Source organism: Catellatospora tritici (genome assembly GCF_019083965.1).
Lineage (GTDB): Bacteria > Actinomycetota > Actinomycetes > Mycobacteriales > Micromonosporaceae > Catellatospora > Catellatospora tritici.
Genome location: NZ_JAHRCY010000005.1, coordinates 147,827 through 172,255, shown reverse-complemented (window position 1 = coordinate 172,255; position 24,429 = coordinate 147,827). Strand labels below are relative to the sequence as shown.

Here is a 24,429-nt window from a genome sequence, read left to right as displayed (position 1 = left end):
CGTCGATGACCGACACCCCCGTCGCGCTCGTCACCGCAGGCGGCGGCGCCATCGGCGCCGCATACGCACGACACCTCGCCGCCCGCGGCTACCACCCCGTCCTGGCCGACATCGACCTCGACGCCGCCACCGCGGTCGCCGCCACCGTCGGCGGCACCGCGCACAGCCTCGACGTCAGCGACCGCGACGCCAACCTCGCCCTCATCGACACCATCCTGGCCCGACACGGCCGCCTCGACCTGCTGTGCCTGCACGCGGGCGTCCCCACCGGCCAACGCGCCACCGAACCACTCAACCTCGAACGCTACCGCCGCGCCATCGCCGTCAACATCGACGGCGTCGTCTTCGGCGTCGACGCCGCCCTACCCGCCCTGTCCGTCCGCGGCGGCCACATCATCGTCACCTCCACCCTGGCCGCCATCGACCCCAGCCAGGCCAACCCCCTCTACACCCTCACCAAAGCCGCCGTCCTCGGCTTCGTCCGCGCCCTGGCCAACCCCCTCAAACCCCGCGACATCGCCATCAACGCCCTGTGCCCCGGCTTCGTCGACACCCCCATGCTCAACGTCCTACGACCCACCCTCGCCGAACAGGGCTACCCCCTCATCACCCCCGACGACGTCGCCACCGCCATGGACCACGTCATCGACACCGGCACCACCGGCGGCGCCTGGGCCCTCATCCCCGGCCAACCACCCCTGCGCTACGAATACCCGCCACTGCCGCCATCGCTGATGCCCGACGGCAGCCCCGCCCCCGACCTCAAACTGCCCCCACCGCTCATGCCCACCGGCAGCCCACACACCCGGGGTTGATCCACCCGGCAACGGGGTACGACACCCGTATGCCCGACAGTGTCATGGTGTTCGCCCCATCGCCGCAGCTCACCGTCACCATCGAGAAAACCGGCGACGACGACGAGATCCACCTCCACGCAGGCGGCCAAGGCGTCTGGGTCGCCCGCATGATCCGCTCCCTCGGCGTGCCCGTCCGGCTCGTCTCCGCCTTCGGCGACGAGACCGGACACGTCGTACGCACCCTCATCACCGCCGAAGGCCTCGAACTCGCCGCCACCGACACCACCGGCGGCAACGGTGCCTACGTCCACGACCGACGCGACGGACAACGCAACGAACTCGCCCAAGCCCCCGGCCACACCCTCACCCGCCACGAACAGGACGAGCTCTACGGACTCGCGCTCGCCGAAGGCCTACGCGCCCGCGTATGCGTCCTGGCCGGCGTCGCCGACCCCCGCGTGCTACCCCCCGACACCTACCGGCGCCTGGCCATCGACCTGCGCCGCAACGGTGCCCTCGTCATCGCCGACCTGTCCGGCGACTACCTCGACGCCGCCCTGGCCGGCGGCCTGGACGTGCTCAAGGTCTCCCACGAGGAACTCCTGCACGACGGCCGTGCCGCCGACGACAGCACCCCCGCCCTACTGGCCGCCATGCGGCAACTGCAGGCCGAAGGCGCCGCCGCGATCGTGCTCAGCCGCGCCGACCTACCCGCCCTCACCCTGCTCGACCACCACCTGCTCGAAGTCAGGCTCCCCCGACTCGAACCCGCCGACCACCGCGGCGCCGGCGACTCCATGACCGCGGGCCTGGCCGCCGTCCTGGCCCAGGGCGGCGACATGCGCACCGCCGTACGCACCGGCGCCGCCGCAGGCGCCCTCAACGTCACCCGCCACGGCCTGGGCACCGGCCGCGCCGACGCCATCAACCGCTTCCTCGACACCGTCCAGCTCAGAGACCTGCCCGACGAACCCGCCACCGGACACCACCCCGACAGCGGCCGCACCACCCCACAGGAACTCGCCGGAAAGGTCAAAAAAGCATGAAGCGGACACTGATCACCAACGACGACGGCATCGACGCCCCCGGCCTACACCAACTCGCCGCCACCGCCGCCGACCACGGACTCGACGTCATCATCGCCGCCCCCGCCCGCGACTCCAGCGGCGCCAGCGCCGCCATGAGCGCTGTCGCCCAAGACGGCCGCGTCATCATCGAAGAACGCGTCCTGCCCGGCCTACCCGGCATCCCCGCCTACGCCGTCACCGGCACACCCGCACTCGCTGCCCTACTCGCCGGCAACGGCGCCTTCGGCGACCCCCCACAGATCGTCCTGTCCGGCATCAACCGCGGCGCCAACGCCGGACACGCCGTCCTACACTCCGGCACCGTCGGCGCCGCCCTCACCGCCGCCGCCAACGGCTGCCGCGGCCTGGCCATATCCCTCGACATCACCGACGGCGACGACACCACCCGCCACTGGGACACCGCCGCCCGACTCGCCCTCGCCCTCGTCCCCATCCTCGACGACCTACCCGACAGCACCATCCTCAACCTCAACGTCCCCGACCGCCCCACCAGCGACATCAACGGCCTCTGCCGCGCCCGCTTCGGCCGCTTCGGCCAAGTCCAGATGCGCATCGCCGAACGCGGCAGCGGCTACGTCCGCACCGCCCTCGAAGACACCGGCGCACGCCTCGAACCTGGCACCGACATGGCCCTGCTCGCCGACGGCTACGCCACCGTCACACCCATCCAGCCACTGGGCGAAGCACCCGTCCAACTACCCGGACTGGCACACCTGCTCGCCACCGCCAGCTGAACCCGAGCCGCCAGAGACCCCTCGTCCGCCACGTCCCCGGGACGCGGCGGCGGCCACGGCCGCGCCGCCGGGCGCACCGGCGAAGGCAACGGACTCGGCGCCGGAGTCGGCACCCCCGCGCCCGGCACGACCGCCAACACAACCACGGCGGTCAGCGGCACCCACAGCACAGCACCATCGTCGCGCGCCCACCCACCCGCCCGCCACAAAAGCCGGATTCCGCCCCCCGCCACCCCGACATTGGGAGGATGAGAAACAACCAGCCCCGCGCCGCAGGGGGGAACCGCACATGACCGACCCCACCGAACAGTTCTTCACCGAACTGGTCGCCCATGGCCGCCACCCGCTGCTGGAGACCACCACCGGCACCATCCGCTTCGACCTCACCAGCACCGGCCGCACCGAACACTGGCACACCCGCATCGACAACGGCCACGTCCAGGTCACCCGCGGCAGCGACACCGCCGACTGCGTCGTGCGCGTCGAACGGACCCTGTTCGACGGCATCGTCACCGGACGCGTCAACACCATGGCCGCCACCCTGCGCGGCCAGGTCGAAGTCGAAGGCGAACTCCACCTCGTCGTCATGCTGCAACGGCTGTTCCCCGGCCGCCCCGACAAACAGCCACCCGCCAACACCGGCAGCCGGAGGGAAACCCGATGAGCATCGGCAGCGTACGCACCCTCGACGGCAACACCTTCGTCGTCAGCGACACCCGCGGCGACATCGAAGCCCACCCAGACGAACCCACCGGCCTGTTCTCCTGGGACACCCGCTTCCTGTCCCGGTGGATCCTCACCGTCAACGGCCGACGCCTCACCCCGCTGTCAACCGACGACCTGCACTACTTCGAAAGCCGGTTCTTCCTCGTCCCCGCCACCGGCACCGTCTACGTCGACGCCACCCTGTCCGTCATCCGCCAACGCGCCGTCGTCGACGGCCTACGCGAAACCCTCACCATCCTCAACCACGCCGGACAAGCCGCCGACCTCACCGTACGCATCGACGCCGGATCCGACTTCGCCGACCTGTTCGAAGTCAAGGACCACCTCAAGAAGAAAGGCAAGTACTACACCCGTATCACCGACAACCAGCTACTGCTCGGCTACGAACGCGAAACCTTCCGCCGCGAGACCGTCATCGTCACCGACGGCGCCGACCTCGACGACCAGGGCCTCACCTACACCGTCCACCTCGACCCACACGGCATGTGGACCACCGAGATCCAGGTCTCCCACAGCATGTGGGGCTGGGCCGAACACCAGCGCGTCGTCTCCAGCAGCCAACAGGCCCACTCCCGCCGCGGCATGGAAGACGACCTCGCCGCCTGGATGGAGGACGCCCCCAAACTCGAATGCGACTGGGAACCGCTCAAACACACCTACCGGCGCAGCCTCATCGACCTCGCCGCACTGCGCTTCGCCCCCATGACCTCCGGCGTACGCTGCCTACCCGCCGCCGGCCTGCCCTGGTTCATGACCATGTTCGGCCGCGACAGCATCCTCACCAGCCTGCAGGCCCTGCCGTTCGTACCGTCCCTGGCCGCCACCACCCTGCTCGAACTCGGCGCCCGCCAAGGCAGCCGCCTCGACGACTTCCGCGACGAGGACCCCGGCAAGATCCTGCACGAGATGCGGTACGGCGAACTCACCGCCTTCGAGGAACGCCCCCACTCGCCCTACTACGGCTCGGCCGACTCCACCCCGCTGTTCCTCATCCTGCTCGACGAGTACGAACGCTGGACCGGCGACACCGCACTGGTCCGACAGCTCGAATACGAAGCCCGCGCCGCCCTCAACTGGATCGACGAATACGCCGACCTCACCGGCACCGGCTACATCTGGTACGAACGCCGCAACCCCGAAACCGGCCTGGAGAACCAGTGCTGGAAAGACTCCTGGGACTCCATCTCCTACCACGACGGCCGCCTACCCGGCTTCCCCCGCGCCACCTGCGAACTACAGGGCTACGCCTACGACGCCAAGATCCGCACCGCTCGCCTGGCCCGCACCGTCTGGAAGGACCCGGCCCTGGCCGACCGGCTCGAACAGGAGGCCGCCGACCTCAAACAACGCTTCAACCGCGACTTCTGGATCGAAGACGGCCAGTACTACGCCCTCGCCCTCGACGCCGACGGCACCAAGGTCGACACCCTGTCGTCCAACATCGGCCACCTGCTGTGGAGCGGCATCGTCGACCGCGGCCGCGCAAAGGCCGTCGTCGGCCACCTCATGGGGCCCCGCCTGTACTCCGGCTGGGGCATCCGCACCCTGGCCGAGGGCGAGGAACGCTACAACCCCGTCGGCTACCACGTCGGCACCGTCTGGCCCTTCGACAACTCGTTCATCGCCTGGGGCCTGCGCCGGTACGGCTACCGGAACGAAGCCGCCCGCCTGGCCGCCGGAATGCTCGACGCCGCCGAATACTTCGACGGACGCCTGCCCGAAGCGTTCTGCGGCTACCCCCGCGACGTCACCAAATACCCCGTGCCGTACCCGACCGCGTGCAGCCCGCAGGCCTGGTCCACCGGCACGCCGCTGCTGCTGCTCGGCACGATGCTCGGCCTGCAGGCCGTCGGCAACCACCTCGTCGTCGACCCCGCCCTGCCCATCGGCATCGGCCACCTGGCACTGCTCGACGTGCCCGGCCGCTGGGGCCGCCGCGACGCGTACGGCCGCGGCCGCGTCCAGGTCCGCGCCACCGACCGCCGCAAACTGCGCCCACAACTGTCGGGCCTGGAAGACGTCGTCGCCCGCCGCGAGCAGTGAGCCGAACTCGGCTCCGCACCCGCGGCGGCTCCGCGCCACGTTGATCGTCAACCGTGGTCGTCTTGTCGGCCACCGGCCCGCGTTCCAGCCGCAGAGCCTGTTCAACGCCGCCTGATCGGCACTTCCGGCGGTGTGCGGCGGAGTTCGGCGGGCCGTCCGGCCCCCCTGATATGTCGTCGCCCGAAGGGCGTCCTCATCTGGTTTAGATGTTTGGGCCGCTCCCCTGGACCGTCACAACCCCTACGGCATCCTAGGATTGTCGAACGGGGTTGTGCCCAGCGGCGGGATCGCGCGTCAGCGTTTCTGCGCGCGGTAGAACCTGAGCAGGGCCGTGATCCGGCTGTGGTCGGCGGCGCGGTTGAGTTCGTCGAGCAGTCGATCGGGACACAATTCGTAGAGTTCGCCCCACCAACGGCGCGCCCTGTTGTCCCAGATGCGGTAGCCGCCGGGCACTCCCCGGGCCACGTATCGCCTCCGGCTCATGCCGAAGGAGCTCAGGGCGGCCAGCCCGGTGGTGGCGAGCGCATTCGGGACCTTTCGGCAGGACGTCTTTTGGCATGTCGTCGCCCGAAGGGCGTCCGAACATGGGTTGATCTGCGAGGGCCCCGAAACGCCACTCCCTGTATCGCATCCTAGGAATCTGGGATCATCTTGAGCCTTGGCAGGAAGCATCCGGCCCGACACACTCTCTGGGTGCAGCTGCTTACGGGGCGCCCATGGTGGTGGTTGGCCGGTGCGACCGGGCTCGCGCTCGGCCTTGTCGCGTTCGGAGTCGACGAGATCCCGCAGCCCGGTGACCGCTTCGCCGAGATGCTGTTCAGCACCACGTTCGTATGGGGTGCGGCCGCGCTGGTGTGCGGCTACCTGTCGCACGATGCCCTACGAGCGGTCGCCACGGCCACCGGCGCGCTCGCCCTGGCCACGGTCAGCTACTACCTGCTCGTGCTGCTGGTGTCCCGCCGATGGGCGGGCGGGATGCTGGAGGATGGCAGCTCGGCAGACCTGTACGGGATCATGTCGATCGGCCGGGCCACCGTCGTATGGCTGGCCGTCGCCGCCGTCGTGGGTCCGGTCATGGGCTGGTTGGGTCACCTCGTGGCCGGCGGATCGCGGCGCACCGGCGCGCTCGCGGCCGGGGTGGCGTTCGGTGCGCTCGCGGCGGAGAGCGCCCACCTGCTGTGGACGTACCCCATGTGGCTCACGGTCGGGCGGGAATACCAGGTGCAGTACGCGATCGCGGCGCTGGGCCTGTGCCTGGCCGTGCTGACAACGGTCGTGTTGCTGCGGCGACGCCCCGGTGGTGTGGCCTGGCCACTGTTCCTGGTATGCGCAGTGGTCACCCTCGTCGGGGCGGTGCTGGCGTGGCAGGTGCTCGAGGCCTGGCGCAACGTCGGGTTCGAGGCACTGGACGCGCCGGTGCCGCGCCTGCTCGGCAGGTGACGGCGCGGCAGGCTACGCTGCGCTGCGATGTCCACTGCGAACGCCGAACCCGAGCTCACCCGGCCCTGCGCCCACTGCGGCAAGTCCGTGCCGCAGCGCGCCGCCGCCGGGCGTCCCTTCCGCTACTGCCGCGACAACGACGGTGCCTGCCAGGCCGCCGCCCGCAACTCACGGCTGCGCCACCGCAACTCCCCCGGCCTGGCCGGGCAGGTCGCCAAGGCGTACGAAGTGGTCGAACGGCTCGAACAGGTCGCCGAGACGCTGGTGGAAGCCCTGGAGATCGAGCTCTCCCCCGCCGGGGTGGAGCGTCAGCTCGCCGAGGTGCGCGCCGAGGCCGCCAACCAGGTCGCCGTCGCGCACACCGAACGGGACGAGGCCCGCGGCGACGCCGACCGCGCCGCCAAACAGGTCCACGAGGCCGTCGACGCCGCCGAGAAGACCCGCCGGCAGGCTGAGCAGCAGGTCCGCGAAGCCCGTACCGCCGCCGAGGCGGAAGTCGCCGCCGCCCGCGCGAAAGCTGAGGAGCAGCGCGAACTCGCCGAGCGGGCCGCCACCGCGGCCACGGCCGCCAATGATGCCGCGCAGGTCGCCAAGACCGACCGCGACCAGGCCCGCCGCGACCTCGCCGCCGCCGAGGCGCTGCGGCAGGAGGCCTACCGCGACCGTGACGCCACCCGCGCCGCCGCCGACCAGGTCCAGGCCGCGTTCGACCTGGCCCGCGCCGCCGCCGAGGAGGCCGGCCGCGAGGCCGAGGGGCTGAAGGTCGAACTGACCCGGGCGCAGCAGCAGACAGCCGCCGCCGAGGCGCAGACCGCCACGGTGCGGCAGGAGTCCGGGCGCCAGGTGGAGGAGCTGCGGACCGAGCTGGCCCACCTGCGGGCCGCGCTCGCGGCGCAGCAGTCGGCGACCGCGCTCGCCGAGCAGCAGGTGCAGCAGCGGCTGACCGACATCACCGTGCTCACCGCGCAGCGCGACGGCACGCAGGCCGAGGCGGCCGCGCTGCGGGCCCGCGTCGACGAGCTGACCGGCCAGGTCGGACAGCTGGCAAGTACGCTCACCCAGCTCACCGCCAAGCTGACCATGCCCGCCCAGGCCACTCCGGCCGCCGAGCCCGCCACGGCCTGAGCAACGCAACACCGATCTCAGTTGGTACCTGGCCCAGTTTGCCGCGATCATGGGTCGGTGAGTCGGTACTTCCAGATCGGTGCGCGGGTTCTGTGGAATCCGTCGAACAACGTGGCCGAGTTGTTCGCTCGTACGGCCGAGGTGATGTCCGCGCTGGTGGACAAGCCGACCGGCATGCATGACCTGGGCCAGGACGAGTACGAGATCGACCTGCCGGTGTTCGAGGCCTTCGTGGACACGCTGGCGCGCCGGTATCTCGGCAGCAGCCACCTGGTGCTCCGCTCGCTGGTGGAGGGATTCCTGGCCACCGCCATCGTCATGGTGGAGCGGGCCGAGGGCGGCCTGCCCGCGCTGACGCAGTCGCACGAACTGTTCCCGCGGGACATACAGGTAGGACCGACGGGAACGATGCCGCTGGGGGACGTGCGGCGGCTCCGGGACCTGGCCGACGACGTCGCGCGGGCGATGCCGCGCTGACCGCGCTCACCTGCGCCGGAACGTCGTGATGAGCCGGAGCAGCACGAAGAACAGCAGCGAACCGGCGAGCCGAGGTAGGCGAGCACGAACCGGTCCTGGGGGACGGGCCACGCACGGCGTCCCAGTCGGCAGCGGCCGGGAGGCGCTGCCCGGCTTCGCGGGCGAGCCAGGCCAGGTCGGTGGCGGCGGTGCGCAGTTCGGTGTTCGACGAGCTTGGCCACCCGCTGACCCGCACCCGCGTCGCGCAGGACGCGGTCCAGCTCATCCCCGCCATCCTCCCCCGCGACACGAAAGGCGTTCACGGTAGCGGTACGAGTCATCAGCGGGCAGCCGGACCCGGGGCGCGCGTACCGCCTACAGTGGGCGGATGCGTGTTCCTCCGCTGCCGCGGCCGAGTGCTCCGATCACCGAACAGGAGCTGGCGAAGGTGATGATCGGGGCGCCGAACAGACTCACCGGCCCGGTCGTGATCCACGACTATGACCCGTCGTGGCCTCTGCTGTACGAGCGTGAGCAGGAGCGGATCCGGGCCGCGCTGGGTCCGCTGGCGCTGGCGGTGGAGCACGTCGGGTCGACCTCGGTGCCGGGGCTCGCGGCCAAGTTCCTGATCGACGTGGACCTGATCGTGGCCGACCCGACCGACGAGGACGCGTACGTGCCCGCGTTGGTGGCCGCCGGATACGTGCTGCGGGTGCGCGAACCGGACTGGTACGAGCACCGGCTGCTGAAGGGCTTCGCCCCGGAGGTGAACCTGCACGTGTTCGGCCCGGACTGCGACGAGCACCTGCGGCATCTGATCTTCCGGGACTGGCTGCGGTCGCATCCGGAGGACCGGGACCGCTACGCGGCCGAGAAGCGGCGCATCGCCGCACTGCCGCTGGAGTTCATGGCGCAGTACGCCGACCAGAAGACCGACGTGGTCGTGGACATTCTGCGCCGGGCAGGGCTCACGGCCCGCTGACCGTCGGTCGCCGTGGGTTCAGCCGGGCCGCGGGGGCAGGGCCGTCGATGCGGTATCAGTCGGCCAGGCGGAAGGCGAGTTCGGTCTGCCACTGGCTCATGTCGGGCTGCTCCATCGGGTTGGTGTGGTAGAGCTCCAGGCGGGCGGTCCAGCGCTCGCCGTCGGGGGTCGCGGTGGTGTCCCAGCGCAGGCCCTGCTGCTCGGCCCAGGCGAGCACGGCACCCGTGACGCCCTCCAGTTCACTGGGGTGTCCCCGATGGGTCACGGTGACGTACCGCCCGGCGGGCAGGACCGCGCCGAACACGTCCCCGTCCCCGGTGATCTGCTCCGCGACCGGGACGCCCGCCTCCATCTGCAGCTCACGGTCCATGTCGATGACGTTGTACTTGAGGAACGGCGCCCCGGCCGGGGCGATGCCCCGGGCGGCCAGCCAGCCGATGAGCTGAGGGATGCGGTCGGCGATCTCCGGGATGGTGTTCATGGTGACGGTCCGCTTGATTCCCGCGTACGGCTGGGCGGCCCGGTCGGTGATGGCCGGGTGCACCGGCGGCGTCGAGGTCATGGCTCGATTGTGGCGGCTGGGCCCGGCCCACGCAGGGCTGCGGGCAGCGTGGCGCGCAGGTCGGCGATCACTGCGAGGACTTCTTCGCGGTAGCGGTCGGTGGACATCCAGCCCGGCACGCGGCCGTACGGTCCCGGCCAGGCGTCGTCGACTGGACCGCTGCCGCTGCGTGCCCGCACGCACCGTTCGATGGTGTCGAGGTGTCGGGCATGGAACGCCCACACCGTCCGCCCGTCGCGGCAGCGTCGCTGCAACCACAGCGGAAGCCCGAAGTCAGCGTCGACCTCTGGGTCTTCGCCGCGTGTGTACACATAGCCGGGGGCGGGCTCCTCGAACGGCGGGCAGCTGCCGGTGCAGACGAGGCGGCGCCGGTCATACGGATCGGCGGACGGTTGCCTGCTCGTGAGTGCCGGGGCGGCGCAGTCCGGACGCGGGCAGACGACCACGGTGCCGGCCAGGTAGGCACGCCAGCCGTTGGAGTCGGGCTGGGCCGCCTGGTGGGGATGCTCGGTGCGGCCGTGGTGTTCGCGCAGGTAGCGGCGCCACTGCGACAGTTTCGGCGCGGCCTGGAGCGGATCGTCCAACAGCCAGATCAGGTATCCGGCGCGTTCCCGGGTGGTGGGATCGCCGGACTCGTGCAACTGGACCAGTCGGCTGTACAGCGGTTCGCGGGGCAGGCGGCGCGCCAGTCTGGCGTAGTACTGGTCGCGTACCCGCTGCGGACGTGCGGCGGCCAGCACGACCAGCTCGGCCAGTTGCGGCAGCAGGTGCGCCGGCAGCTCGTGGATGTGCCAGGCGAGTCTGCGCAGCCAGGCTTTCTTGTACCCCCAGCGCTTGGCGTGCCAGGTCCACTCGTTCGGGTAGAGCGCCTCCCAACGCAGGTAGATGACCAGATATTCGAGCAGGGCGCTGGATGTGCGCGAAGCGAACTCGGTCAACCCGTTGGCCGCGTACGGCATGAGCTGCGACTCGGCCTCGTCGAGACGGGCGCGGACCGTCCTGTGGTCGGGGGCGGCGTGGAAGTGGCCGAGAACCTCGTGGTAGCGCGTCTCGGCCACGTTGTAGCGCAGCAGCGCCCGCTCGCGAATGGCCGGGTCGTCGCTGATCAGGTCTCGGGTCCAGCCGAGGCGCCGGTCGATGTCGTCGTGCACGCGGCAGAGTGGATCACCAATGGTCGCGGGGCGGCAAGTCGTTTGCGGGTTCCCAGACGGCGGCGTCGTGGGCGAACAGGACGCGGCGCGGGTCGAAGGCGAGGATGCGGTCGAGCCACGCGGGGTGCTCCAGCCCGGCGGTGCGGTTCAGGACGCTGGTGCTGTAGTCGGAGGCGAAGTCATGGGCCTGCCCGGCGAGCACGACGGTGCCGTCGGGTCGGCGTAGGACCAGGGACTGGTGTCCGGCGGTGTGGCCGGGGGTGGCGATGAGCCATACGTCCGACCAGATCTCGGTGTCGCCGTCCAGGCGGCGGTAGTCGGCGCCGGTGAAGTCGACCAGGTCGGGCAGGGTGTGTCCGGGTCCGGCGGCGAGGTCGAGTTCGGCGGCCTGGGCCATGATCGGCACGCGGGGGAAGTGCGGGTTGCCGCCGCTGTGGTCGAAGTGCAGGTGGCAGTTGGCCACGACGTCGATGTCGGCGGTGGTGAGTCCGGCGTCGGCGAGCGCCTGTTCGATCGGGCGGGGTCGTGGCTGGTAGTGGTCGTCGGTCCAGGGGTGGCGGCCGATGCCGGTGTCGAACAGCAGGACACGGCCGTCGTGTTCGACGAGGTAGCCCAGGACGGCCTCGGCGCGGGGCTGGGGACCGCCGGTCTCGGCGGCGGGGCGGACGAAGTAGCCGAGGTCGAGGCGGCGGATGCGCATCCGCCACGATAACCGGTGGTATGTCGGGCCTGGACGGTAGCGTCGCGGGCATGGCAGCGAACTTTCAGATCTCAGTCGACAGCGCCGACCCGCACGCCCTGGCCCGGTTCTGGGCGCAGGCGCTGGAGTGGGAGGTCGAGCGGCATGGCGAATTCATCAAGCAGATGCTGGAGGCCGGGCACGCCAAGCCCGACGACGTGATGACCCTGGACGGTGAGCTGGTGTGGAGCACGGCCGAGGCCATCCGTGATCCGCAGGCGGCCGTCAATGGTCGGGGGTCCCCCATCCGGTCCCGGATGATCTTCCAGGTGGTGCCCGAGGGCAAGACGGCCAAGAACCGGATGCACCTGGACGTGACTTTCGAAGGCGTCGACAAGGAGGTCACCGCGGCGCGGCTGGAGCAGTTGGGCGCCAAGCGGCTGTGGGAGGGGCAGCAGGGTCCGCACTCATGGATCGCGATGACCGACCCGGAGGGCAACGAGTTCTGCGTGTCCTGACCACCGGCCGGTGACAGGGCGTACGACCGAACGGTGGAGTCGAGCGTACGCCCTTGTCGCGTCCGGTTCGGCGTGTCGCGTCGATGAAATCGATCGGTTCCATCGGCGAGCGCGCGGTGCCTCGTCAGCTCGAATTCAGCTTGGCCACAACGGACGGAGGTCCTGAGCGGTTCTTTCTTCGTCAAGGTTGCCCTCGGCATCCAGGCCAGTAGCATGCCGTAGCTATGACCCTCATCCGGCCCGCGCGCCCGGCCGAGATCCCCGCCCTGTGCGTGGTCGACGGTGACGACGAGCGCAACGCCGCCACTGCCGCGTACCTGATGCGCCTGCTCGAGGCCGGATGCACCTGTGCGGACTGGTGCTTGGTCGCCGAGGCCGACGACGGCCGCCTGGCCGGCAGCGTGGTGCTGTGGGCACCCCCCGGCGGCGCGACGCCAGTGGACTTCGTCTTGTTCGAGCCCGGCGATACACACGTCGGCAAGGCACTGCTGGATGCGGCTGGCGCGCTGGCCCGTGCGCTTGGCGCTGCGACGCGGGGCCACGTCCTGGACACTCCAGGGCAGGCCCCGCAGTTCCAGCGCGACCCGCAGCTGCGCCAGGAGTTGCTCGCCGCGGCTGGGTTTGGCGTAGAACGCGACGGTAGGCGCTATCTGTGGCAGGCCGGGGACTCGGCGCCCTTCCCGACTCCGGACCTCAGCTGGCGCAATCTGGCGGAGGTGGGCGAAGGTCCTTTCGTCGACCTGCTCGAGGACGTGCTCGAGGACACCGCCGACGCGCTACTGCGGGCTGAGGTCGCCCGGCACGGCCAGCGCGATGCCGCCGCCCGCCATTTCAAGGACTGCCTGCAGTATGAGCATCAGCCGCAGTGGTACGAGGTCGGCTACGCCCCTGATGGTTCGCCGGCGGCGCTGAGTTTGCCCGCCCGCACCGCCGCGTCGGCCATCATCAGCATGGTCGGAGTCTCCAAAGCCCACCGGGGCAAGGGCTACGCCGCGGCGGTGGTCGCCCGCGGCACGCAGATCCTGGCGGGTGCCGGAGCAACCGAGATCCGCGGTGACTGCGACGCGGCCAACATTGCCATGACCAAGGCCTTCGAGCGGTGCGGCTACACCAACTTCGCCAATCGCCGGATGTTTCGCCGCGCGCTCTGACCGCGGCGGAGACCCAGCGAAGACCGTCAAGAACCGGGTCCACATCTGCGTGGCCCCGACGACGCCGGCGATCTGCACCAGATACGGCGGAGTATGCCGCTCGTAGCGCACGCTCAACCCATCGACCTGCTCGACGAACGTGACCTTCGGACAGAACCGGTTCCTTCACCAGGACCACCAAGCAACCGCCGCTCAGTGCATCAGCGCGGTGTCCGGAATCAGCTGCGTGGCAGTGCGAATCAGGCTCGCGAGGGCGAGCGAGCGGCTGTGCGGGGGCCAGGCGATGTGGGTGTGGACGGGGGGTGCGTCGGTCAGGGGTACGGCGGCGTGCTCATGCCATAGCCAGGTGCGGGCGGAGTCGGGGACGACGGCCATGGTGCGCCCGAGGGCGATCAGCTGGGCCAGCTGCGTGTGGTCGTGGACCTCCGGGCCCGGACCGGGTGCGTAGATGCCATGTCGTGGCCAGCGGGCGATCGGGAGATCGGGGACGTCGCTGATGTCGGCCATGGACAGAACCTTGCGGGCCGCGAGTGGGTGCCTTGCGGGCAGGACGGCGATCCGCCCTTCGGTCAGCAGTTCCTCGCTGTCGAACCCGGCCAGGGAGTTGAACGGGACGATGAGGAGCGCGACATCGGCGCGGCCGTCACGCAGCATCTGCTCCTGCCCGTTGAAACCGCCGGCCAGCACCTCGATCTCGGCGGCGTTGGGCTCGGCGGCGTAGGCGTCGAGCAGACGCTGCAACAGATCGTGGGATGCGGCGGCCTTCACCCCGATGACCAGGCGTTCTCGGAGGCCGTTCGGACGGTCTGTACTGCCGGAGCGGCGGGTGCGTCGAGCTGCGGCGGTGGTCGCGTCCAGGGCCGCGCGGCCCTCGTGCAGCAGCACCTGGCCGGCGCCGGTCAGGCGCACGCCGCGGCGGTCGCGTTCCAGCAGACAGACCCCGAGGCGTCTCTCGAGCTGCTGGATGGCTCTGGAGAGCGGCGGCTGGGCCATACCCAAGCGTTCGGCGGCGCGGCCGAAGTGCAGCTCCTCGGCGACGGCGATGAAGTACCTGAGCTCGCGGGTCTCCAAGGCGTCCATGGCTATTGCCCTCCCGGGGTTGATACCTGTCCCTCCCGGGGCTGATACCTGGCGGGTATTACAGAATACCGTTTCGGTGTTGGACGCTCTGCTCGGCTGAGGGCGAGCATCAGCGGCATGAGTAAAGCGAAGATCGCGCTGGTGACCGGTGCGAACAAAGGCATTGGGTACGCAATCGCGGCCGGTCTCGGCGCCTTGGGGTACCGCGTGGGCGTGGGAGCCCGTGACGAAGCCCGGCTTGGGGCTGCTGTCGAGAAGCTGCGCGCCGCCGGGGTCGACGCGTTCGGCGTGCCGCTGGACGTGACGAGCCGACGCAGCGTCATCGAGGCCGCCGAACTGGTCGAGCTGGCGGCCGGGCGTCTCGACGTCCTGGTCAACAACGCCGGCGTCTCGGGGGAGATGGGGCCGGGGTGGGTCCAGGATCCGACCAGCCTCGATCTTGACGTGGTCCGGACGGTGGTGGAGACCAACGTGCTGGGCGTCATCCAGGTGACCAACGCGATGCTGCCGCTGCTGCGGCGCTCCAGGTCGCCCCGCATTGTCAACGTCTCCAGCGCCGTGGGCTCCCTGACCCGGCAGGCGGACCCGGACATCGACATCGGCCCCGTCATGGCGGCCTACGCGCCGTCGAAGACGTTCCTCAACGCCGTCACCGTGCAGTACGCCCGCCAACTCGCCGGCACGGGCGTCTTGATCAACGCCGCCTGCCCGGGCCTGGTCGCGACCGACTTCACCGGCTTCCACGGACCCCGCACCCCCGAGCAGGGCGCAGTCACGGCGATCCGGCTCGCCACGCTGCCGGACGGCGGCCCGACCGGTTCGTTCTTCGAGGACGGCGGAGCCATCCCCTGGTAACCCCGCGAGTGGTACGGCCTTCCTCCCTCTTGAACCCGACCGCAAGGTCCGACTCGTGGATCGCGATGGCCGACCCGGAGGGCAGCGAGTTCTGCGTGTCCTGACGACCGGCCGGTGACAGGGCGTACGACCGAACGGTGGAGTCGGGCGTACGCCTTCGTCGCGTCCGGCCGTACCCGAGGCTGAGCTTTGGCGGCGTCGCACTGGCGGTGCGATGTCGGTGAGGGGCCCGTTGCTATTACTCGTGCGACGTTCATTCACGTCAGGTGTCGGACCGGTTGCTCTTCGCAGGCACACGCAGGCGCGGGGCAAGTAGTGAAGGCGTCTGCCCTGGGGGTCAGGCGTGTGCGTGTCGTCAGCCGAGTATGAGCGGGTGCCATGAACAGACCGCGCAACCCCGGTCTCCGGAACAAGATCGTCGCCGTGCTGGCGTCGCTGGTGGCGCTGTGGGCGTTCGCCGCGTACGTCACCGTCGGCGAAGGCGTCAGCCTGGTGTGGCTGGCCACGTTGGAGCAGCAGGTCGCCAAGCCGACCGAGGCGCTGATCGCGGCGGTGCAGGAGGAGCGGCGCGAGTCGGTCGCCTACGCCGCGGCGGGCGCGGCGGCGTCGCGTACCGCGATGGACGCCGCCCGCGCCACCACCGACCAGGCCGCGGCGAAGCTGCGCGGGGCGCTGGAGGGCACCGCCGCACAATGGTCGACCAGCGCCGCCAGCGACGCCCGGCTGGCCGACCTGCTCGCGGGTCTGGACACGCTGGGGTCGCACCGCACCGCCCTGGACGGCGGACAGGTGGACCGGGTCGGCGCCAACGACTACTTCACCGGCCTGGCCCAGCTCGGCTTCGACGTGTACGACACCTACACCGCCTGGGACGACTCCGAGGTCATCTACCACACCTCGACGCTGGTGCTGCTCACCCACAGCCAGGAGATGATCTCCCGGGAGGACGCCGTGGTCTCCGGCGTCCTGGGCGCCGAACGCCTGACCGACGCCGACCGGGCCACGCTCACCCAGCTCGTCGGCGCCCAGCGGTACCTGTCCCGGCAGGTCGCCGACCGGCTGCCGCAACCGGACCGGGGCGAGTATCAGAAGCTGCTGGCCGGGCCCGAGCTGACCGCGCTGCGCGCCCTGGAGGAGCAGCTGATGGCGGTCAGGCCGGGGGTGGCCCCGGGCGTCGACGCGGCCGGGTGGCGTGCCACGGCGACCGGTGCGATCGAGGCGCTGCGCACGCTGGTGCTGACCCTGGCGGACCTGACCGTGGTGCGGTTCCGGGGCGCCGCGATCTGGATCGTCATCCGGCTGGTGCTGGCCGCCGGGCTGGGCCTGGTCGCGGTCGTGGCGTCGATCCGGTTCACCATCCGGACCCTGCGCAACCTGCAGAACCAGCTCGCCGAGCTGCGCGTGGCCGCGCTCGATCTGGCGCAGCAGCGGCTGCCGCGGGTGGTGGAGCGGCTGCGGCTGGGCGAGGACGTGGACGTCGCCGGGGCCGCGCCACCGCTGGCGTACGGCGCCGACGACATCGGGCAGGTCGGGCACGCGTTCAACGAGGTGCAGCAGACGGCGATCCAGGCCACCGTCGACCAGGCGGCACTGCGCCGGGGCGTACGCGACGTGTTCCTCAGTCTGGCCCATCGCATCCAGGCGCTGGTGCACCGGCAGCTCAAGCTCATCGACCACATGGAACGGCAGGCCGTCACCGACGAGGAACTGGCCGACCTGTTCCGGATCGACCACCTCGCCACCCGGATGCGCCGCAACGCCGAGAACCTGGTCGTCCTGGCCGGGGTGCCCGCCAGCCGCACCTGGCGCGGGCCGGTGCCGCTGATCGACGTCATCCGCGCCGCGCTGGCCGAGGTCGAGGACTATCCCCGGGTGCGGCTGCGCTCGGCCGACACCGCGGCGGTGGCCGGACGGGCCGTCGGTGACCTGATCCACCTGCTGGCCGAGCTGATGGAGAACGCGTTGTCGTTCTCACCGCCGCAGACCGTCGTGGTGGTCACCGGACGCGCCGTGCCCGTCGGATACCTCATCGAGATCGAGGACCGGGGCCTGGGCATGACCGACCCCGACCTGGCCGAGGCCAACCGGCAACTGGCCGACCCGCCCGAGTTTCAGCTGACCGGAGCGGCCCGGCTCGGGTTCTACGTGGTCGGCCGGTTGGCCGCCCGGCACCGCATCGAGGTGCGGCTGCGGCGCTCGGCCGACGCCGGGGTGGTGGCCTCGGTGCTCGTGCCCGAGGCGTTCCTCGACGACGAGACGACCGGCGCGCAGCGCCCGTACGAGCGGCTGCTGGCCACCGTCGCCGCCGCGACCGCGGTGGCCCCGGCCCGGGGGCCGTCGACCGGATGGGACAGCCCCACCCCGCCGCAGGGCATCAGCGCCGACACCCCGCCCACGGGCGTGCCCGCCCTGCCTGCGGCCGACACCCTACAGACTCCCGCCGGACTGCCCTGGCGGGAGAAGCGGCCCAAGGCCCCGGCCACGCCGCCGGTTCCGGTTCCGGTTCCGGTTCCGCGACCACGGGACCTGCAGGAGCTGGAGCAGGCCGATGCCGCGTGCCCGAACGGGCGCACCCCCGAAGAGGTGGGCCGATTCCTGGCCGCCTACGTCAACGCGGTCCACCAGGGCCGCGAGCGAGCCGACCGGTCCGGTCCCGCCGCCGGTTGATCCATTCCCCTCCCCGACAGGAAGCCGAGCATGTCCGACAAGACAGCCACCGCCAACGCCGACCTGACCTGGCTGGTCGACGACCTCGTCCACCGGGTCGTGGAGGCCCGCTACGCCGTGATCCTGTCCACCGACGGGCTGCTGGTCGCCGCCTCGCGCGGGTTGGTGCGCGGCGACGCCGAGCACCTGGCCGCCGCCGCGTCCGGGCTGAGCAGCCTCGCCCGGGGCGCGGGGCGCCACTTCGGCGACAGCGTCGTACGCCGCACGATGATCGAGTTCGGGACGGGGTACCTGTTCGTCACCGCGGCGGGCAACGGCGCCTGCCTGGCGGTCGTCACCGGCACCGGCATCGACGTCGGCGTCGCCGCGTACGAGATGGAGATGCTGGTCGTCCGGGTCGGGCAGTACATCACCACACCGCTGCGCGCCCCCGCGGTGCCCGCCCACTGAGCCGCGTATGGACGACAGCATCGCCTCCGCCGGCGGCGGGTGGGCCCAGGAGGACGCCGGACCGACCGTCCGGCCGTACGCCGTGACCTCCGGCCGCACCCGCCCGGTGCGGGGCGCGTTCGACCTGATCTCCATCGTGATGGCGCTGCGGTCCCCCGCGGCGCCCGACGGCACCTCGCCGGAGGTCGAGCAGATCCTGCGCTGCTGTCGGCTGCCGGTGTCGGTGGCCGAACTGGCCGCTCGCCTGGACCTGCCGTCAGGCACCGTCAAAGTGCTGCTGGGCGACCTGCTGGAACAGCGGCTCATCGCCACCAGATCCCCCGCGCCGGAGCTCGGCACGCCGAACCGGCCCGTCCTCGAGGCGGTCATCCATGGACTCCGTGCTCTCTGACACCGCGGCCGACACCGCGGTGTTCACCCTGCCCACCGCCGTGAAGATCCTGATCGCGGGGCACTTCGGGGTCGGCAAGACCACGATGGTCGGCTCGGTCAGCGAGATCCTGCCGCTGCGCACCGAGGAGGTCCTGACCGACGCCAGCGTCGGCGTCGACGACCTGTCCGGCGTCGAGGCCAAGAACACCACCACCGTCGCCATGGACTTCGGGCGGATCACCATCAGCGACGACCTGGTGCTGTACCTGTTCGGCACCCCGGGCCAGGAACGGTTCTCGTTCGTGTGGGACGAACTGGCACTCGGGGCGTTGGGGGCGGTCGTGCTGGCCGACACGCGGCGGCTGAAGGACAGCTGGGCCAGCATCGGCTACTTCGAGGACCGGATGACCCCGTTCGTGGTGGCGGTCAACTGCTTCGACGACGGCGAGCGGTACACCACCGCCGACGTGCGGCTGGCGCTGAACCTGGAACCGGACGTGCCGGTGCTGCTGTGCGACGCCCGCCGCCGCGACTCTTCCAAGCAGGTCCTCATCCGGCTGGTCGAACACGTGCTGACCGGCGCCTGAGCCACGGCCGCGCCGTCACGGGTACGGACGGTCGTCGGGCCAGATCCACGGCTGGATGCACGGCGGCGGGGTGCCTTTCACCGCCGCCGGTGGGCAGGGCTGCTCCTCGGTGTCGGCGTAGGAGGGCGCGACCGCCCACACCGCCAGCGCTGTGACGACGGCGAGCACCAGCCCGGCCAGTAACGCCAGCAAGCCCGTACGCCGTTGTCCCGGCATCGTCCCTCCCCAGTCCTGAACCGCCCGTCGAGTATGGGCATCCGGCGGCTGGTCACTCCACGCCTGCGGGGGTGCTGGAAGTGGCCATGTCCACTTGTGGCCATACTTAGGTATCGTTCAATGGATCATCGGTGCGGTCGACGGAGTTGAGACGGCATGTTCGAGACGTTCGGCGTTTCCCGGCCCGCCGAATCGGCGTACCGGATGCTGCTGACCGAACCCGGCCTGACCCGCGCGGACCTGGACCGGCTGCTCGACGCAGACGCCGGGGCGAGCCTGGCCGAACTGACCGAACGCGGGCTGGTCGCGGCCCGCGCTGACGGCACGTTGCGGATCGAGCCGCCGGAGCGGGCGATGGACCTGCTCATCGCCGCCGAGGAGGCCGCCATCGAGGCCCGGCGGGCGGCGCTGGCCGGGCTGCGCGACGGCGTCGGCGACCTGGTCGCCGAGTTCGTCGGGGGCCGCAGCGAAACGTTCGGTGACCTGATCGAGCACGTCACCGGCGACGACGCGGTGCGTTCGCGGCTCTATCAGATCGCCACCGGGGCCAGGCGGCAGGTGTGGACCGTCAATCCCGGACCGGCACCGTCGGCGCGGGCGCTGGCCGCGAGCCGGGCCATGGACCAGGTGAGCCGGGCCAGACAGGTGCGCAGCCGGTCCGTCTTCGGCACCGAGGCCGCCACCGACGCCGGAATGCGCGCCTACCTGACCGAGACGGTCGCCGCCCTGGACGAGGTGCGGCTGCACCCGGATCCGCCGCTGCTGCTGTTCATCGTCGACGGCGAGCTGGCGGTGCTGCCCGCCGACGTGGACCGGCCGGGCCGGGGTGCGCTGGTGCTCAAGAGCCCCGCGCTGGTCCAGCCGCTGATCGTGCTCTACCAGCAGCTGTGGCGGGTGTCGCGGCCGTTCGAACCCGACGCGGGCGGGGAGTCCGACACCGAGCGGCTGCACCGGATCGTGGCGCTGCTCGGCGAGGGGCAGAAGGACGAGGCGATCGCGCGGCGGCTGGGCCTGTCGGTGCGTACCGTCCGGCGCCTGATCTCGGTCGCGGTCGAGGGCCTGGGCGCCGAGAGCCGGTTCCAGGCCGGAGTGCACGCGGTACGTCGCGGCTGGGTGCCCGCCGCCGAGTGACAGCAACCGGCCATCGCCGGTTCGTGCAGCGCCGGACGCCTTACCGGCGGCCACCGGCGGTGCTTGGCTTCGGGTCACCAACGATCTCGATCCTGATGGGAGAGACCATGCGGAACCTGACCCGCCTCGGCGCCGGTGTCGCGGCGACCGTGCTCGCCGCGACCGCCGTGCTGGCCATGGCGTCACCGGCCAGTGCCCGGCTCAACCCGGCCGGGCTGCTGGACTGCGAGTCCGGCGGCTACTACCACTACACCTGCCACATCGAGGACCAGCTGCCGCTGAGCAACGAGGTGTGGAAGTACAACGGGTCGCACGTGGTCGCCTTCGACGGACTCAGCGGCGTGTACGGCGCCTGCGCGGCGAACCTGCGGTTCTCGATCGGGGTCACCTACACCCGGTCCAACGGCACAATCGTCAACACCGGCATGACGCTGAACTGCCTCTACGCCTGGCAGTGAGCACATCGGCATGGGTTCGGCGCCGCCGGACCCATGCCGATGGGTACGGTGTGACCGTGAGCAGCAGCGCCGACCTGACGATCCGGCTCGCGGGAGCGGAGGTCGTGGACGCGCTCGAACCGCTGTGGATCGGCCTGCACGAGCATCACCGCACCGTCGCGCCCCACCTGGCCATGTACGACGACGCCCGCTCCTGGCAGCTGCGGCGCGAGCTGTACCTGCGCTGGATCGCCGAGCCGGGATCGTTCGTGCTGCTGGCCCTCGACGGGGACAAGCCGGTCGGGTACGCGTTCGTGCACGTGTTCGACGGCCCCGACGACAGCTGGGTCTCCGGCGACCGGATGGCCGAGCTGGAGACCTTGTCGGTCGCGCCCGCCTACCGAGGTCGGGGCCTGGGCACACGATTGCTGGACGCGGTCGACGCCCGCCTGGACGAGCTGGGCATCGGTGACCTCTACATCGGCGTGCTGGCCACCAACCTCGCCGCCCAGCGCGTGTACGAGCGCCGCGGCCTGCGCCCCTTGATGATCAAATACGCCCGCCTGGCCGCCTCGCCACCGGCGGCTTCCGCCTAGCCGCAGTGTGGCGCGGGCGCGCCCCAGCCGACCAGCTGTTATCCACCCGTCCACGACCGCGCCGACGCCGCCTGATGCTAAAATTATTCCGCTTTGTGTGGTGGCACCCCCGGTGTCCCGTTCGCGAGCAACTCGCCGCGGGCAGAGGGCTGGGGGTCGACGATGAGGGTTCTACGGGCAGGAGCACAACCGGCCGCGCATCGTGGAAGGGGCTGTCGCGGCGGCCCGAAGCCGTCTCGCCTGGCCGCGATCGCCTCTTGCGCGTTACTGGTCGCCGCGAGTTGCGCGGTGGTCGGCGACGCGGCGTCCGCCGTACCCGCGCGGCCGACGGCCGGGTCGGCACCGGCCGCGCAGGCGTGCGCGACGAGCACGACCGCGCCGAAGGGATCGGCCTTGAAGCCCATCGACCAGGCCGCGTTCCAGGCCGCCGTGGCCGCCGCCGCCGAGCAGATGATGATCCCGGGGGCGGTGGTCCTGCTGTGCACCCCGCAGGGCAGGTTCGAAGCGCTGACGGGCACCACCCAGCTGGGCACGCAGGCACCACCGGCGGGTGACACCCACTTCCGGATCGCCTCGAACACCAAGACCATGACCGCCGCGCTGATCACGCTGCTGGCCCAGGACGGCAAACTCAAGTTCAGCGACCCGGTGTCGGCCTACGTGCCCGGTGTGCCCAACGGCGACAACATCACCGTCGAGCAGCTGCTGAAGATGCGCAGCGGGCTGTACAACTACACCTCCGACCCCCAGTTCTCGGCCACACTGGACGCCGACCCGCAGAAGGCCTGGACGCCACAGGAGGTCCTGGCGATCGCGTTCGGCCACCCGCCGAACTTCGCACCCGGCACGTCCTACGAGTACAGCAACACCAACTACGCGCTGCTGGGCCTGATCGCCGAGAAGGTCGGCGGCAGCGGGCTGGCCCAGCAGCTGCAGGACCGGCTGTTCGGCCCGCTCGGGCTGACTCAGACGTCGCTGCCCGCCACCACCGACACCGAACTGCCGCAGCCCTTCTCGCACGGGTACATGTACGGCGGGTCGATCTACGCGCTGCGCGACGATCCGTACCCCGCCGACCTGCAGGCCGCGGCCCGCGCCGGCACGCTGCAGCCGACCGACTACACCAACCAGAACTCCTCGTACGCCACCGCCGCCGGAGGTGCCGTCTCCACCGCCGACGACCTGGCCGCATGGATCCGGGCACTGGCCTCGGGCAAGGTGCTCGACGCCGACCACCAGCGGCAGTGGCTGCGCAGCCTGCAGGTCGAGGACCCGGCCAACCCCGACGGACAGCAGTACGGGTACGGCATCACCTACCAGCGCTTCGGGCCCGAGGCCGCGATGCACTACCACGGCGGTGAGCTGCCAGGCTTCAACTCGTTCATCGGCTACGACACCGACAACGACGTGACGCTGGTGGTGTGGGCCAACCTGACCCTGACCCCCGAGGGCATGACCACGGCCAACGCGCTGCTGCCGACGGTCCTGAACCAGATCTACGCGGGGATGGCGCTGCCTACCGCGCCGGCACCGGCACCGGCGCCCACCCCGACCAGGTGAAGCGTCACAACTGCCGCAGCGCGGGCACCACGTGGGCGCCGAGGCCCTCGATATAGCCGACCGGGTCGGTGCCGAACGGCATCAGGTGCACCTGGTCGATGCCGATCTCGGCGAAGGCCGCCATCTGGCGCAGGAACTCCGGCGTCGAAGCGGCGTCCGGGGTGAACGGAGCCCAGGTGATGGTCTTGCGGATGCGGGCGTAGTCGGTGCCCTCCCTGGCGCAGTGGGCGGCCAGGATGGCCAACTTGGCCGCGATCACGTCGGGTCCGGCCTGCGGCCCGGCGAACAGGTTGCAGGCGTCGGCGTACTTGGCGACCAGGCGCAGGGTCTTCTTCTCCCCCATCCCGCCGATCATGATGGGCGGGTGCGGACGCGCCAGCGGCTGCGGCGAGTTGACCGTCCCGGCGAGCCGGTAGTGGGCACCCTCGAACGGGCCGGTGTCCTCGCTCCACATCTGGCGGACGATCCGCAGCGTCTCCTCAAGCCGCTCGAACCGCTCGGACAGGGGCGGGAACGGCACACCGAAGGCGGCGTGCTCGCGGTCGTACCAGGCGGCGCCGATGCCGAGCACGGCCCGGCCGCCCGACAGCACGTCCAGCGTGGTCACGATCTTGGCGAGCAGCCCCGGGTGCCGGTAGGTGACCCCGGTGACCAGCAGCTGCAACTCGACCGTGCTGGTCTGTCCGGCCAGGAATCCGAGCGTGGTGTAGCCCTCCAGCATCGGCGCGTCGGGTTCGCCCAGGCCCATGCCCTCCATCTGCAGGTAGTGGTCCATCACCGAGATGTTGTCCACCCCGGCCGCCTCGGCCGCCTGCCCGGCCTGGGCCAGCGTCGGCCCGATCGCCGAGGGGCCGCCCGGGAAGGCGAAGTTGACGATGTGTACACCGAGCCGCATGCGAATGTCCCCCTGTGCAGTGTCGTGGATGCGCGGTCGCCGAGGTCACCGTACCGGTGCCGACGGCGCGACGACGGCCGTTCCCGGGCCGCGCCGCGATACGAGCGGTCAGGCCCGCGCTACCGGCGCCG

General features: G+C 71.0%; 27 protein-coding genes. 20 read left to right on the top strand and 7 right to left on the bottom strand.

Annotated elements, in window-relative coordinates; all coding sequences use genetic code 11:
• Positions 1–5: 5 nt before the first annotated feature.
• The 5 genes from KUA19_RS13000 (at position 6) to KUA19_RS12980 (ending at position 5,388) form a co-directional block, all read left to right on the top strand.
• Complete coding sequence (locus tag KUA19_RS13000) at positions 6–815, top strand: SDR family NAD(P)-dependent oxidoreductase (protein WP_217396215.1); 810 nt, start codon at positions 6–8, stop codon at positions 813–815.
• Between the two features lie 29 nt (positions 816–844).
• A complete protein-coding gene (locus tag KUA19_RS12995; RefSeq protein ID WP_254549196.1) occupies positions 845–1,843 on the top strand; it encodes a 1-phosphofructokinase family hexose kinase in 999 nt (332 codons plus the stop codon).
• The gene (gene surE, locus KUA19_RS12990; protein ID WP_217396214.1) at positions 1,840–2,619 is read left to right on the top strand and encodes a 5'/3'-nucleotidase SurE; all 780 of its coding nucleotides are present in this window, start codon (positions 1,840–1,842) and stop codon (positions 2,617–2,619) included. The genes KUA19_RS12995 and surE overlap by 4 nt, the downstream gene beginning before the upstream one ends.
• Before the next feature lie 289 nt (positions 2,620–2,908).
• Positions 2,909–3,283 carry an SCP2 sterol-binding domain-containing protein gene (locus tag KUA19_RS12985; protein ID WP_217396213.1) on the top strand — a complete coding sequence of 125 codons (375 nt, stop codon included), beginning with the start codon at positions 2,909–2,911 and terminating at the stop codon, positions 3,281–3,283.
• Positions 3,280–5,388 (top strand): amylo-alpha-1,6-glucosidase, encoded by a 2,109-nt coding sequence (locus KUA19_RS12980; RefSeq protein WP_217396212.1) that lies wholly within the window; start codon positions 3,280–3,282, stop codon positions 5,386–5,388. The genes KUA19_RS12985 and KUA19_RS12980 overlap by 4 nt, the downstream gene beginning before the upstream one ends.
• A gap of 294 nt (positions 5,389–5,682) precedes the next feature.
• Here KUA19_RS12980 and KUA19_RS12975 read toward each other — a convergent pair whose 3' ends face one another.
• Positions 5,683–5,871, bottom strand: a complete 189-nt coding sequence (locus KUA19_RS12975; RefSeq protein ID WP_217396211.1) for a hypothetical protein — start codon at positions 5,869–5,871, stop codon at positions 5,683–5,685.
• A gap of 210 nt (positions 5,872–6,081) precedes the next feature.
• Between KUA19_RS12975 and KUA19_RS12970 the strand changes: the two genes are divergently transcribed.
• The 4 genes from KUA19_RS12970 to KUA19_RS12955 all read left to right on the top strand — a co-directional run bounded on the left by KUA19_RS12970 (position 6,082) and on the right by KUA19_RS12955 (position 9,391).
• The gene (locus tag KUA19_RS12970; RefSeq protein ID WP_217396210.1) at positions 6,082–6,828 is read left to right on the top strand and encodes a hypothetical protein; all 747 of its coding nucleotides are present in this window, start codon (positions 6,082–6,084) and stop codon (positions 6,826–6,828) included.
• A gap of 27 nt (positions 6,829–6,855) precedes the next feature.
• Complete coding sequence (locus KUA19_RS12965) at positions 6,856–7,953, top strand: coiled-coil domain-containing protein (protein WP_217396209.1); 1,098 nt, start codon at positions 6,856–6,858, stop codon at positions 7,951–7,953.
• A 57-nt stretch (positions 7,954–8,010) separates the two neighbouring features.
• Complete coding sequence (locus KUA19_RS12960) at positions 8,011–8,430, top strand: DUF6086 family protein (RefSeq protein WP_217396208.1); 420 nt, start codon at positions 8,011–8,013, stop codon at positions 8,428–8,430.
• 367 nt (positions 8,431–8,797) lie between these two features.
• The gene (locus KUA19_RS12955) at positions 8,798–9,391 is read left to right on the top strand and encodes a GrpB family protein (RefSeq protein WP_217396207.1); all 594 of its coding nucleotides are present in this window, start codon (positions 8,798–8,800) and stop codon (positions 9,389–9,391) included.
• 55 nt (positions 9,392–9,446) lie between these two features.
• Here KUA19_RS12955 and KUA19_RS12950 read toward each other — a convergent pair whose 3' ends face one another.
• From KUA19_RS12950 to KUA19_RS12940, 3 genes are read right to left on the bottom strand one after another with little or no spacing between them, the layout of a single operon-like run.
• Entirely contained in the window at positions 9,447–9,953 is a 507-nt protein-coding gene (locus KUA19_RS12950) for a GyrI-like domain-containing protein (RefSeq protein WP_217396206.1), read from the bottom strand.
• On the bottom strand, positions 9,950–11,104 hold the full coding sequence (locus KUA19_RS12945) for a hypothetical protein (RefSeq protein WP_217396205.1): 1,155 nt from the start codon (positions 11,102–11,104) through the stop codon (positions 9,950–9,952). Before KUA19_RS12945 ends, KUA19_RS12950 begins: the two co-directional genes overlap by 4 nt.
• A 13-nt stretch (positions 11,105–11,117) precedes the next feature.
• Entirely contained in the window at positions 11,118–11,804 is a 687-nt protein-coding gene (locus KUA19_RS12940) for an N-acyl homoserine lactonase family protein (protein ID WP_217396204.1), read from the bottom strand.
• 50 nt (positions 11,805–11,854) lie between these two features.
• Between KUA19_RS12940 and KUA19_RS12935 the strand changes: the two genes are divergently transcribed.
• A complete protein-coding gene (locus KUA19_RS12935; protein WP_217396203.1) occupies positions 11,855–12,301 on the top strand; it encodes a VOC family protein in 447 nt (148 codons plus the stop codon).
• Between the two features lie 224 nt (positions 12,302–12,525).
• On the top strand, positions 12,526–13,452 hold the full coding sequence (locus KUA19_RS12930; RefSeq protein WP_217396202.1) for a GNAT family N-acetyltransferase: 927 nt from the start codon (positions 12,526–12,528) through the stop codon (positions 13,450–13,452).
• 192 nt (positions 13,453–13,644) lie between these two features.
• Here KUA19_RS12930 and KUA19_RS12925 read toward each other — a convergent pair whose 3' ends face one another.
• Positions 13,645–14,532, bottom strand: a complete 888-nt coding sequence (locus KUA19_RS12925; RefSeq protein WP_217396201.1) for a LysR family transcriptional regulator — start codon at positions 14,530–14,532, stop codon at positions 13,645–13,647.
• A 117-nt stretch (positions 14,533–14,649) separates the two neighbouring features.
• Here KUA19_RS12925 and KUA19_RS12920 point away from each other — a divergent pair, with 117 nt between their 5' ends.
• The 5 genes from KUA19_RS12920 to KUA19_RS12900 all read left to right on the top strand — a co-directional run bounded on the left by KUA19_RS12920 (position 14,650) and on the right by KUA19_RS12900 (position 19,463).
• Positions 14,650–15,387 (top strand): SDR family oxidoreductase, encoded by a 738-nt coding sequence (locus KUA19_RS12920; RefSeq protein WP_217396200.1) that lies wholly within the window; start codon positions 14,650–14,652, stop codon positions 15,385–15,387.
• Positions 15,388–15,765: 378 nt separating this feature from the next.
• On the top strand, positions 15,766–18,054 hold the full coding sequence (locus KUA19_RS12915; protein WP_217396199.1) for a sensor histidine kinase: 2,289 nt from the start codon (positions 15,766–15,768) through the stop codon (positions 18,052–18,054).
• 30 nt (positions 18,055–18,084) lie between these two features.
• Complete coding sequence (locus KUA19_RS12910; protein ID WP_217396198.1) at positions 18,085–18,504, top strand: roadblock/LC7 domain-containing protein; 420 nt, start codon at positions 18,085–18,087, stop codon at positions 18,502–18,504.
• Positions 18,505–18,511: 7 nt separating this feature from the next.
• Positions 18,512–18,895: a DUF742 domain-containing protein gene (locus KUA19_RS12905; RefSeq protein ID WP_217396197.1), complete on the top strand. Its 384-nt coding sequence runs from the start codon at positions 18,512–18,514 to the stop codon at positions 18,893–18,895.
• Positions 18,876–19,463: a GTP-binding protein gene (locus tag KUA19_RS12900; protein ID WP_217396196.1), complete on the top strand. Its 588-nt coding sequence runs from the start codon at positions 18,876–18,878 to the stop codon at positions 19,461–19,463. Before KUA19_RS12905 ends, KUA19_RS12900 begins: the two co-directional genes overlap by 20 nt.
• 15 nt (positions 19,464–19,478) lie before the next feature.
• Here the strand turns inward: KUA19_RS12900 and KUA19_RS12895 are convergent, their stop codons facing one another.
• Complete coding sequence (locus tag KUA19_RS12895) at positions 19,479–19,679, bottom strand: hypothetical protein (RefSeq protein ID WP_217396195.1); 201 nt, start codon at positions 19,677–19,679, stop codon at positions 19,479–19,481.
• 156 nt (positions 19,680–19,835) lie between these two features.
• Between KUA19_RS12895 and KUA19_RS12890 the strand changes: the two genes are divergently transcribed.
• The 4 genes from KUA19_RS12890 (at position 19,836) to KUA19_RS12875 (ending at position 23,403) form a co-directional block, all read left to right on the top strand.
• Positions 19,836–20,810: a helix-turn-helix transcriptional regulator gene (locus KUA19_RS12890; protein ID WP_217396194.1), complete on the top strand. Its 975-nt coding sequence runs from the start codon at positions 19,836–19,838 to the stop codon at positions 20,808–20,810.
• 107 nt (positions 20,811–20,917) lie between these two features.
• Positions 20,918–21,268, top strand: a complete 351-nt coding sequence (locus KUA19_RS12885) for a hypothetical protein (protein ID WP_217396193.1) — start codon at positions 20,918–20,920, stop codon at positions 21,266–21,268.
• A 56-nt stretch (positions 21,269–21,324) separates the two neighbouring features.
• A complete protein-coding gene (locus tag KUA19_RS12880) occupies positions 21,325–21,843 on the top strand; it encodes a GNAT family N-acetyltransferase (RefSeq protein WP_372451790.1) in 519 nt (172 codons plus the stop codon).
• Positions 21,844–22,236: 393 nt separating this feature from the next.
• Entirely contained in the window at positions 22,237–23,403 is a 1,167-nt protein-coding gene (locus KUA19_RS12875) for a serine hydrolase domain-containing protein (protein ID WP_217396192.1), read from the top strand.
• A 4-nt stretch (positions 23,404–23,407) separates the two neighbouring features.
• Here KUA19_RS12875 and KUA19_RS12870 read toward each other — a convergent pair whose 3' ends face one another.
• Entirely contained in the window at positions 23,408–24,298 is an 891-nt protein-coding gene (locus tag KUA19_RS12870) for an LLM class F420-dependent oxidoreductase (RefSeq protein WP_217396191.1), read from the bottom strand.
• Between the last annotated feature and the right edge of the window lie 131 nt (positions 24,299–24,429).

What these genes read in the sequence shown, in the direction of transcription:
- KUA19_RS12950 (WP_217396206.1), bottom strand. Translation starts at nt 9,953, where the DNA reads ATGACCTCGACGCCGCCGGTGCACCCGGCCATCACCGACCGGGCCGCC.
- KUA19_RS12975 (WP_217396211.1), bottom strand. Translation starts at nt 5,871, where the DNA reads ATGAGCCGGAGGCGATACGTGGCCCGGGGAGTGCCCGGCGGCTACCGC.
- KUA19_RS12890 (WP_217396194.1), top strand. Translation starts at nt 19,836, where the DNA reads ATGTTCGAGACGTTCGGCGTTTCCCGGCCCGCCGAATCGGCGTACCGG.
- KUA19_RS12980 (WP_217396212.1), top strand. Translation starts at nt 3,280, where the DNA reads ATGAGCATCGGCAGCGTACGCACCCTCGACGGCAACACCTTCGTCGTC.
- KUA19_RS12935 (WP_217396203.1), top strand. Translation starts at nt 11,855, where the DNA reads ATGGCAGCGAACTTTCAGATCTCAGTCGACAGCGCCGACCCGCACGCC.
- KUA19_RS12915 (WP_217396199.1), top strand. Translation starts at nt 15,766, where the DNA reads ATGAACAGACCGCGCAACCCCGGTCTCCGGAACAAGATCGTCGCCGTG.
- surE (WP_217396214.1), top strand. Translation starts at nt 1,840, where the DNA reads ATGAAGCGGACACTGATCACCAACGACGACGGCATCGACGCCCCCGGC.
- KUA19_RS12870 (WP_217396191.1), bottom strand. Translation starts at nt 24,298, where the DNA reads ATGCGGCTCGGTGTACACATCGTCAACTTCGCCTTCCCGGGCGGCCCC.
- KUA19_RS12965 (WP_217396209.1), top strand. Translation starts at nt 6,856, where the DNA reads ATGTCCACTGCGAACGCCGAACCCGAGCTCACCCGGCCCTGCGCCCAC.
- KUA19_RS12940 (WP_217396204.1), bottom strand. Translation starts at nt 11,804, where the DNA reads ATGCGCATCCGCCGCCTCGACCTCGGCTACTTCGTCCGCCCCGCCGCC.
- KUA19_RS12985 (WP_217396213.1), top strand. Translation starts at nt 2,909, where the DNA reads ATGACCGACCCCACCGAACAGTTCTTCACCGAACTGGTCGCCCATGGC.
- KUA19_RS12900 (WP_217396196.1), top strand. Translation starts at nt 18,876, where the DNA reads ATGGACTCCGTGCTCTCTGACACCGCGGCCGACACCGCGGTGTTCACC.
- KUA19_RS12925 (WP_217396201.1), bottom strand. Translation starts at nt 14,532, where the DNA reads ATGGACGCCTTGGAGACCCGCGAGCTCAGGTACTTCATCGCCGTCGCC.
- KUA19_RS12930 (WP_217396202.1), top strand. Translation starts at nt 12,526, where the DNA reads ATGACCCTCATCCGGCCCGCGCGCCCGGCCGAGATCCCCGCCCTGTGC.
- KUA19_RS12955 (WP_217396207.1), top strand. Translation starts at nt 8,798, where the DNA reads ATGCGTGTTCCTCCGCTGCCGCGGCCGAGTGCTCCGATCACCGAACAG.
- KUA19_RS13000 (WP_217396215.1), top strand. Translation starts at nt 6, where the DNA reads ATGACCGACACCCCCGTCGCGCTCGTCACCGCAGGCGGCGGCGCCATC.
- KUA19_RS12885 (WP_217396193.1), top strand. Translation starts at nt 20,918, where the DNA reads ATGCGGAACCTGACCCGCCTCGGCGCCGGTGTCGCGGCGACCGTGCTC.
- KUA19_RS12895 (WP_217396195.1), bottom strand. Translation starts at nt 19,679, where the DNA reads ATGCCGGGACAACGGCGTACGGGCTTGCTGGCGTTACTGGCCGGGCTG.
- KUA19_RS12995 (WP_254549196.1), top strand. Translation starts at nt 845, where the DNA reads ATGCCCGACAGTGTCATGGTGTTCGCCCCATCGCCGCAGCTCACCGTC.
- KUA19_RS12905 (WP_217396197.1), top strand. Translation starts at nt 18,512, where the DNA reads ATGGACGACAGCATCGCCTCCGCCGGCGGCGGGTGGGCCCAGGAGGAC.
- KUA19_RS12910 (WP_217396198.1), top strand. Translation starts at nt 18,085, where the DNA reads ATGTCCGACAAGACAGCCACCGCCAACGCCGACCTGACCTGGCTGGTC.
- KUA19_RS12920 (WP_217396200.1), top strand. Translation starts at nt 14,650, where the DNA reads ATGAGTAAAGCGAAGATCGCGCTGGTGACCGGTGCGAACAAAGGCATT.